This is a genomic window from Streptococcus sp. CCH8-H5 (assembly GCF_001556505.1).
Lineage (GTDB): Bacteria > Bacillota > Bacilli > Lactobacillales > Streptococcaceae > Streptococcus.
This window is the reverse complement of record NZ_LSIZ01000129.1, coordinates 1-8734: the sequence shown is the minus strand read 5'-3', so window position 1 is coordinate 8734 and position 8734 is coordinate 1. Positions and strand designations below refer to the sequence as shown.

Sequence of the window (8734 nt, the reverse complement as noted above, 5' to 3'; positions counted from 1 at the left end):
TAAGGCTTGAACAAAGTGAAAGCCAGCGTCTTTAGGCGCTGGCTGGTATTATGGGTTTATAGCCCTTGATCAAACCACCCGTTAGACGGGTGGTTATGATTTATATGAAAAATATTACAGAAAAAGATGGTATTTTCAGATTATAGTGCTATAATGATATTAAAAGTAAGCGTTTACCGTTTTAATGTAAATCCTAGAGATATTTCCGGAAACTTTGACAGGCTTATTAATAAAGGCGAATGTATTGACTTTGAATTTTCATGAAAACTGAGATAACATTTAATGTTACTCTAAAGAAGGAGAAGAATCATGAATGATACTGTTTGTAAAAATTGGTTTATGCGTAAAAGTGGGAAGACTTGGGTCTACGGCTGTGCCTTGGTAAGCTTTGCAGGTTTGGCCCTGGCTGGTCCTGTCTATGCGGACCAAGTGGAACAGGCAACTGTGAGCCCAACACCTCAAGAAGTGGTAGCTCAAACTGACCATCAAGTTGCCCCTCAAGCGGAGCTTGCTCCTAGCACGACCAAGGAAGTCCCCCAAGTGGTAGAGCCGAGCCCGTCTCTTGTTTCCGAATCTGCTCAAACAGCTCAAGAGAATCCCACTCAGCCTAGCCCTGACCAGTCAAAAGAAGTACAAACACAGGCTAGCGAGGCTGAGAAAGTGACTAACCAAACGCAAGAAGCCGATTTGAATCAGACCAATCAAGAACAATCTCCAGTTGTAACGAATAGCACCAGTCCTGTTCATGTGACAGCGGAAAAAACGGATTTGCCTAATAATGAAGCGGTTACCAATCTAGAAGGGATGACCGCAGACCAAAATGGTCACTGGGAAATGCAGGCTGACGGTATTCATTCAGAAGCTAAAGACAAGGGAGACTCTTTCCTTTATTCTCAATCCGAGGGCAAGAATTTTATCTATTCAACAGATGTGACCTTCAAGGAAGCTGGTGGTGCTGCTGCCCTCATTTTCCGTGGTAACAATGATAGTAGCGATAAAAATATGTACGGGGTCAACGTAGACTCTGGTAACCATAAGGTTAAGTTTTGGCGTTGGGTCAATAATCATGATATTCAACTTGTAGATGAAAAAGATGTAACACCAACTGCCGATGAAACCTACAATCTTAGAGTAGTTGCGGCTAATCAGTGGCTTTCTTACTATGTCAATGATGTGCTTGTCGCAAGTACAGGCGACGCTGTTCTTCAAAAAAGTGATAAGGGTCAACCTCAAGTCCTTCCAGAAGGTTACTTTGGACTTCTTAATTGGAATGCCAATGTCATTTTCAAAAACACCCGCTATGTTAATCTTGATGATGCCAGTCTTCCTTTGATTGACAATCTTGTTGTGACCTCAAAAACAGGATCTGTTGAAAAACAAGCCCAATTCTTCTCTGAAGAACCACTCCATATCCAATATGTGGGACACAATGCAGAGACAGTAGGCTTTGACATCACTAAGCATAATCCAAATGCTGTTATCAAGGTAGAAGATGCCAAGGGAAATGTTTACACAGATATTTCACAATTGCCAGTGGCTGTAGGTGCCAATTACTTTATTATTGAAAGTAGTATGACTGATTCACTAGGCCGTCCTGTGACCTTGACTTATCGTGTTAATATCCACCGCAGACAGAGTGATGATGTGTATTACAACGAGCTTTATCGTGATCAGTATCATTATTCTGTCAAGGATGGCTGGGCTAATGACCCTAATGGCTTGGTCTTCTACAAGGGACGTTACCATCTCTTCTATCAATTTTACGATGATACCAAATGGGGGCCAATGCACTGGGTCCATGCGACCAGCCGAGACTTGCTTCATTGGGATGAAGAGCCTATAGCCTTCTATCCAGATGCAACAGGTCACATGTTCTCAGGCTCTGTCGTGGTTGATAGTACCAATAGTTCAGGCCTCTTCAAATCTCCGGAAGGTGGTCTGGTAGCTATTATCACTTCAAATGGTAATGGGCAACGGATTGAAATTGCCTACAGTGAGGACGAGGGGAGAACTTGGCAAAAATATGACAAGGTAGTTGCCGACTGGTCTCAGGATCCCCTTCAAAACCAAGATTTCCGTGACCCTAAGGTCTTCCGCTGGGATAACCAATGGTTTATGGTCCTTGCAGGTGGTCCACTCCGCATTTATTCTTCACAAGACTTAAAGAACTGGCAAGTGGAAACGACCTATAAGGATTTGCATACGGAATGTCCTGACCTCTATCCGATTGTGGCCAATGATGGGGCTCTCAAGTGGGTCCTCTCACGTGGTGGTCGTTCTTACAAGGTTGGAGACTTTAAACAAGTGGATGGTAAGTGGGCCTTTGTAGCTGATGAAGTTTACCAAGACCATGACGAAATCATGAATTTTGGTAAGGATTCCTATGCTGCCATGACTTACTATGTTCATGATTTTGGGACAACTGAGCATCCAAACATCCCTCAATTGACTGAAATCAACTGGATGAACACTTGGGAAGATTATTGCAATCTGGTTGCAGATACTGTTGGTCAAAAATTTAATGGTACCTTTAACCTTAACCTTGACCTTGGTTTGGTTAAATCAGGCGACCGTTACCTCTTAACACAAACACCTGTTAAGGCCTATGAAAGCCTTCGTGATACAGATAATGCCCAGTATTTTGAAAATGTCAGAGTAGCTTCTGACAATGAACTGCTTAAAGATTTCACAGGTGACACTTATGAAGTGGTTTCTCACTTTGTACCAGGGAAGGACACGACAGCAGTTGGCTTTAACCTTCGCGTCGGTGATGGTCAAGCTACAAAGGTCGTTTACGATTTAACCAAGGAAACTTTGTCTATTGACCGTAGCCAATCTGGTACGATTCTTTCTGATGCCTTTGCTAAGGTGAATAGCCAACAAGTGACTCGCAATGAAGATGGTTCTATTGACTTGCATCTTTATGTGGATCGTGCGAGTGTGGAAGTCTTTGCTAAGGGTAATACGGTGGCAGGTGCTAACCAGATTTTCCCAAGTCCAAGAGCCGTTGGAGCAAGTGTCTTGGTTGAAGGTGGTCCAGCTAAAGCAAACATTGCTATTTATCCAATTAAGAGTACTTGGACTGACAAGAAGGAAGTCACTAAGGCCGTTGCCATGAACACCACAGTTGCAGGTGATTTGACCCTCGAAGTTGGTCAAAGTAAGGACTTGCAGGTTTACCTGGCACCCGCTTCTGAAGAGCAAGATGTGACATGGACGGTCAGTGAACCAAGTTTGGTGACATTCACTGAACATGACAATAAACTTTCTCTCAAAGCTCTTCATAAAGGTCATCTCACTGTCACAGCAACCTCAGTTGAAAATCCTTCACTGACCAGGACCTTTAATATTGCCATCACTCTCAATAATTTTGCGACCAACCTTAAAGGCTTGAAAGCTGTCACTGGTAATTGGTATATTGATGACGATACCCTTTACGATAGCAATGTCAGTGCCAATGACTTCTTCATGGCCTATGAAAGTAATGGCTTCAAGCAATTTGACTATGATATCGATGTCAAATACCAACATGGTTTGGTCAACCTTTTTGTAGCTGCGGAACGTGAAGAACCAGGCCGTGCCTACTCTGTCCAATTTGCTGACAACGATACTGTACGTCTCTTCCGTTTTGGTGGTGAAACCATCGCTGAAGCTCATCTGGATAAAGCAATCAATGATGGTCAGTACCACCACGTCAAGGTTGAAAAGGGCAAGGACACCATGACAGTCTATGTCGATGGTAAGGAAGTGCTCCATCATCAATTTGATGCCGTGGATAATTACTTCAATCAAGCCCATGTAGGTGTCGGTCTTTGGGATGGTTCAGTAGAATTCCAAAACTTCTTCGTTACTGAAAAACTGACAAACACAAGTAGTGACACCACTGACGAACCAATCAAACCTGATCCTCAGCCAGAACCTAGTCCAGAGCCAAATTCGGAAAATAAAACAGATGAACCTGAGCATCAGCCTGAGATTGCTCCAGAGCCTGAACCAACTGGGCAAAATAATAGTCACGACAGTACAAACACAGTGCCAGCTTCATCTCAGGATAATACTGGTAAGCAAGAAGAAAGTAAGGCTCCAGTGGAAACACCTAAGACTGTCACACCACTAGTTGAGAACCTCCTCAAAAAATTCAACGCATTTAGTCTCTCAACCTTCCTTGCAAGTATTGCCAAAGAAACATGGCACTTTTTGACAAAATGGCTATTCAGCTAAAATCAAAACGTTGAAAAGGCTATGTAAGAAGAAAAAACTTAGAAGTATGAAAGCTTCTAAGTTTTTTTGTTTTTTACTAAAAATTACCCAAAAATTTCTTTTGCTAGTGCCTTTCCTTTTGGAGTTGCTGCTAAGCCACCTTCAGCAGTTTCACGGAAGGCAGTTGGCATAGCTGAACCAACCTGATACATAGCATCAACGACCTGGTCGACTGGAATGGCTGATGTGATGCCTGCCAAGGCCATGTCAGCAGCTACTAGGGCAAAGCTTGCCCCCATAGCATTACGTTTGACACATGGGACCTCAACCAATCCGGCTACAGGGTCGCAAATGAGTCCCAACATATTCTTAAGCACAAAGCAGATGGCCTGGCTGGCTTGGAAAGGTGTTCCACCAGCAGCCATTGTAATAGCGGCAGCAGCCATAGCAGAGGCGGAACCGACTTCAGCTTGGCAGCCTCCCTCGGCACCAGATATCGAGGCATTATTTGCGATGACTAAGCCAAATGCACCAGCAGTAAAGAGAAAATCCAATTGTTGTGATTCGGTTAAGCCCAGTTTTTCGATAGCAGTTGTAAGAACAGCAGGTAGACAACCAGCTGATCCAGCAGTTGGTGTGGCACAAACCAAGCCCATCTTGGCGTTAGATTCATTGACTGCCATGGCATTTCTAGCAGCACCTAAGACGGCAGAATCAGCCAAGGTCTTTCCATTTTTGATATAGGCATCCAGTTTGGCAGCGTCTCCCCCGGTTAAGCCAGTTGGTGATTTCTCAGGAGACAAACCAGCCTGAACAGACTCCTTCATCACTTCAAGATTTCGAGCCATCAGAGCTAGGATTTCAGGACGTTCCCGTCCAGTTAGCTCTGTCTCTGTAGCAATCATGAGTTTGGCGATATTACCTTGGTAATCTCGGTCAGCTTGTTGAACTAATTCTTCAATAGTGTAAAACATGCAATCCCCCTCTTAGCTGAAAAAGTTGACATTATGTAGATGAGGAATTCTAGCGATTTCAGTGACGGCCTCATCACACTGGTGCGAGTCAATTTCGATAATCATAATGGCCTTTTCACCGGCGTTTTCCCGAGTAACAGTCATTTGGGCGATATTGATGCCATAACGCGACAAAATATCTGTGACAAGGGCAATCATTCCTGGAACGTCTTGGTGGACAATGATGAGAGTCGGTGTATTCATCTTGAGATTGACCGCAAAACCATTGAGTTCAGTTACTTGGATATTTCCTCCACCGATAGAAACGCCTGTGGCAGAAATGGTTTTTGTAGCATTTTTTAAGGTGATACGAGTCGTATTGGGGTGTGGCGCATTACTATCCTTGTTAATTTTCCAGTAGACCTTAATGCCTTTTTCGTATGCGATATCCAGAGCGCGTGGGATGTCAGGGTCGTCCGTTTCCATACCTAAAATACCAGCTACTAGAGCCACATCAGTCCCGTGACCTCGATAGGTTTTGGCAAAGGAATTAAAAAGTTGAAATTCTACCTCAGTCGGTGTCTCACCAAAGATGGCAGAAACAATCTTGCCAATACGAACAGCTCCTGCAGTATGACTAGAGGAAGGCCCGACCATGACAGGTCCGATGATGTCAAAAACGGATTGAAATTTTAAATTTTTCATAACACGCCTCGTTTGATTAATCTTGTATTTTCAGTATACCACGAATTAAAGAGATTCGCTGTTTAAGTAAAAATCTATAGAATCAAAAAAATAAGCTACTTTAAGCTTTCTTTAAGGTTCAATGGATATAATAGCAGTCTATTAAGTAAGCAATACTTATTTTTCATAAATCTGAGAGGGTGGCCTGCGGGTCGCCCTTTTGTGTTTCTTTGTTTATATATAGCTGGATTGTGGTAAAATAGAGCCTAAAGATTTCCAGTTAGAAAGGATATACCATGACCTACACGCATTTACTTTTCGACCTTGACCACACCCTCCTAGATTTTGACCGTGCTGAAGATTTGGCTTTGACCTACCTTCTTGAAGAAGCTGGGGTGGCTTCACGAGATCTTAAAGTTTACAAGGATCACTATATCCCCATGAATCGTTCCATGTGGGAAGATCTCAATCATGGTTTAATCACTAAGCCGGAATTGCTTCGCACTCGCTTTTCTCGTCTTTTTGAGCATTTTGGACAGGAGGTTGATGGCAGACACTTAGCTGGCCGTTACCAGCATTTCTTGAGCCAACAGGGGCAGGAGTTGCCTCAGGCCCATGCTTTCTTATCGAACGTTAAAAATCGCGGTCACAAGATTTATGCAGCAACTAATGGTGTTAGCTACATCCAACGTGGTCGTCTGCAAGCCTCAAGCATCTTGCCTTTCTTCGACGATATTTTCATTTCAGATGAAGTGGGTGCCCACAAACCGTCTACGGACTTTTTTGAAAAAATTGCGGATCAGGTGAATGACTTTCATCCCGATTCGGCCCTCATGATTGGTGATAGTCTAACTGCTGATATTCAAGGTGGTAATAATGCAGGAATTGACAGCATTTGGTTTAATCCAAAAGGTTTGGTTAATGAGACTCCAGCTGTTCCAACCTATCAAGTCAAAAACTACCAAGAAATTTTGACGATTTTGAGCAAATAGACCTCTTTTCAAATTGTATTTACCCATGACTATTAAGAGCTTTTCAGCTCTTTTTTTGCTACAATGAAAGCATGAATAATCTGATTAAACATAAGCTGGAATTGCTCCCAAACAACCCGGGGTGCTATCTCCACAAGGACAAATTCGGCAATATTATCTATGTCGGTAAGGCTAAAAATCTAAAAAATCGTGTGCGTAGCTATTTTCGTGGAAGTCATGATACTAAGACGGAGCTTTTGGTATCTGAGATTGCAGACTTTGAATTTATCGTAACCGAGTCCAATATTGAGGCCCTGCTTTTGGAAATTAATCTTATCCAAGAGAATATGCCTAAATTCAACATCCGCCTCAAGGATGACAAGTCTTATCCATTTATCAAGATTACTAAGGAGCTCTATCCAAGGCTCTTGATTACCCGCCAGGTTAAGAAGGATGGCGGTCTCTATTTTGGTCCTTACCCAGACTCTGGTGCGGCCAATGAAATCAAGAAGCTTTTGGACCGTATTTTCCCCTTTAAGAAATGTAAAAATCCGGCCAATAAGGTCTGTTTCTATTACCATATTGGCCAATGTAATGCCCACACCATCTGTCACACCACTGAGGACTATTGGCAAGGTTTGGTTGAAGATGTCAAGAATTTCCTAAACGGTCATGATGATAAAATCGTTAATCAGCTTAAGGCCAAGATGAAGGATATGTCTGACCAGATGGAGTTTGAGCGTGCTGCGGAGTATCGCGATTTGATTGAGGCGGTTTCGACGCTTAGGACCAAGCAAAGGGTTATCCGTCAAGACATGCAGGACCGTGATATCTTCGGTTACTACGTGGATAAGGGGTGGATGTGTGTTCAGGTTTTCTTTGTTCGCCAAGGGAAACTCATTCAGCGTGATGTCAATATGTTCCCTTATTATAATGATGCTGAGGAAGATTTCCTAACCTATATGGGTCAGTTTTATCTGGATAGTCGTCATCTCAAGCCTAAGGAGATTTTCATTCCAGGAGACATTGATCAAGAGTCTGTTGAGGCTCTAGTTGGAGATGAGGTCAAGGTCTTTAAACCTCAACGTGGAGAGAAGAAGCAGTTGGTTAATCTGGCGACGAAAAATGCCCGCGTCAGTTTGACCCAAAAATTTGATCTCCTCGAAAAAGACTTGGCTAAGACCCAAGGAGCTATTGAAAATCTAGGCAAACTCATGGGGATTCCGACACCGGTCCGTATCGAGTCTTTCGATAACTCTAATATCATGGGAACTAGCCCTGTCTCTGCCATGGTTGTCTTTGAAAATGGTAAACCTAATAAAAAAGAGTACCGCAAATACAAGATTAAGACTGTTGAAGGCCCTGACGATTATGCCAGTATGCGTGAGGTCATTCGTCGTCGCTATAGTCGTGTCAAACGTGATGGTCTAACGCCACCAGACCTCATTATCATGGATGGTGGTCAAGGTCAGGTCAATGTAGCCAAGGATGTGCTTCGCAAGGAACTCAATCTATCTATCCCAGTTGCAGGTCTTCAGAAAAATGACAAGCACCAAACCAATGAATTGCTTTTTGGAGATCCTTTGCGAGTCATTGATTTGCCACGTCAATCCGAGGAATTTTTCCTCCTTCACCGTATTCAGGATGAAGTACACCGCTTTGCCATCACCTTCCATCGTCAAGTCCGTAGTAAGAATAGTTTCAGTTCTAAACTTGATGGCGTGGAGGGGTTAGGACCTAAGCGCAAACAAAAACTTCTCAAACACTTCAAGTCTATGACAGCTATCCAAAAAGCCAGTGCCGAAGACATTCAAGCTCTTGGAATCCCTGAAAAAGTAGCAGAGGCTCTGTTAGATAAATTAAATGATAACAATTAAGTTAGACTTTTCAAGTAACTCAGAAAAACTTGGTAGGGTGATTGATAAT

At 43.0% G+C, this 8734-nt stretch carries 5 protein-coding genes; 3 read left to right on the top strand and 2 right to left on the bottom strand.

Going from position 1 to position 8734, the window contains the following annotated elements; all coding sequences use genetic code 11:
• Positions 1–309 precede the first annotated feature (309 nt).
• A complete protein-coding gene (locus AX663_RS08695; RefSeq protein ID WP_060973249.1) occupies positions 310–4221 on the top strand; it encodes a GH32 C-terminal domain-containing protein in 3912 nt (1303 codons plus the stop codon).
• A gap of 83 nt (positions 4222–4304) precedes the next feature.
• On the opposite strand, the gene sdaAA is transcribed toward AX663_RS08695, so the two are convergent.
• Together sdaAA and sdaAB are read right to left on the bottom strand one after the other, a co-directional pair.
• Positions 4305–5174: an L-serine ammonia-lyase, iron-sulfur-dependent, subunit alpha gene (sdaAA, locus tag AX663_RS08690; RefSeq protein WP_021147208.1), complete on the bottom strand. Its 870-nt coding sequence runs from the start codon at positions 5172–5174 to the stop codon at positions 4305–4307.
• Between the two features lie 12 nt (positions 5175–5186).
• Entirely contained in the window at positions 5187–5858 is a 672-nt protein-coding gene (gene sdaAB / locus AX663_RS08685; protein WP_002885347.1) for an L-serine ammonia-lyase, iron-sulfur-dependent subunit beta, read from the bottom strand.
• Positions 5859–6133: 275 nt separating this feature from the next.
• Here sdaAB and AX663_RS08680 point away from each other — a divergent pair, with 275 nt between their 5' ends.
• Both AX663_RS08680 and uvrC read left to right on the top strand, forming a co-directional pair.
• Positions 6134–6829 (top strand): YjjG family noncanonical pyrimidine nucleotidase, encoded by a 696-nt coding sequence (locus tag AX663_RS08680; RefSeq protein ID WP_060933716.1) that lies wholly within the window; start codon positions 6134–6136, stop codon positions 6827–6829.
• 71 nt (positions 6830–6900) lie between these two features.
• Positions 6901–8685 (top strand): excinuclease ABC subunit UvrC, encoded by a 1785-nt coding sequence (gene uvrC, locus AX663_RS08675; RefSeq protein ID WP_037600702.1) that lies wholly within the window; start codon positions 6901–6903, stop codon positions 8683–8685.
• The last annotated feature ends 49 nt before the right edge of the window (positions 8686–8734 follow it).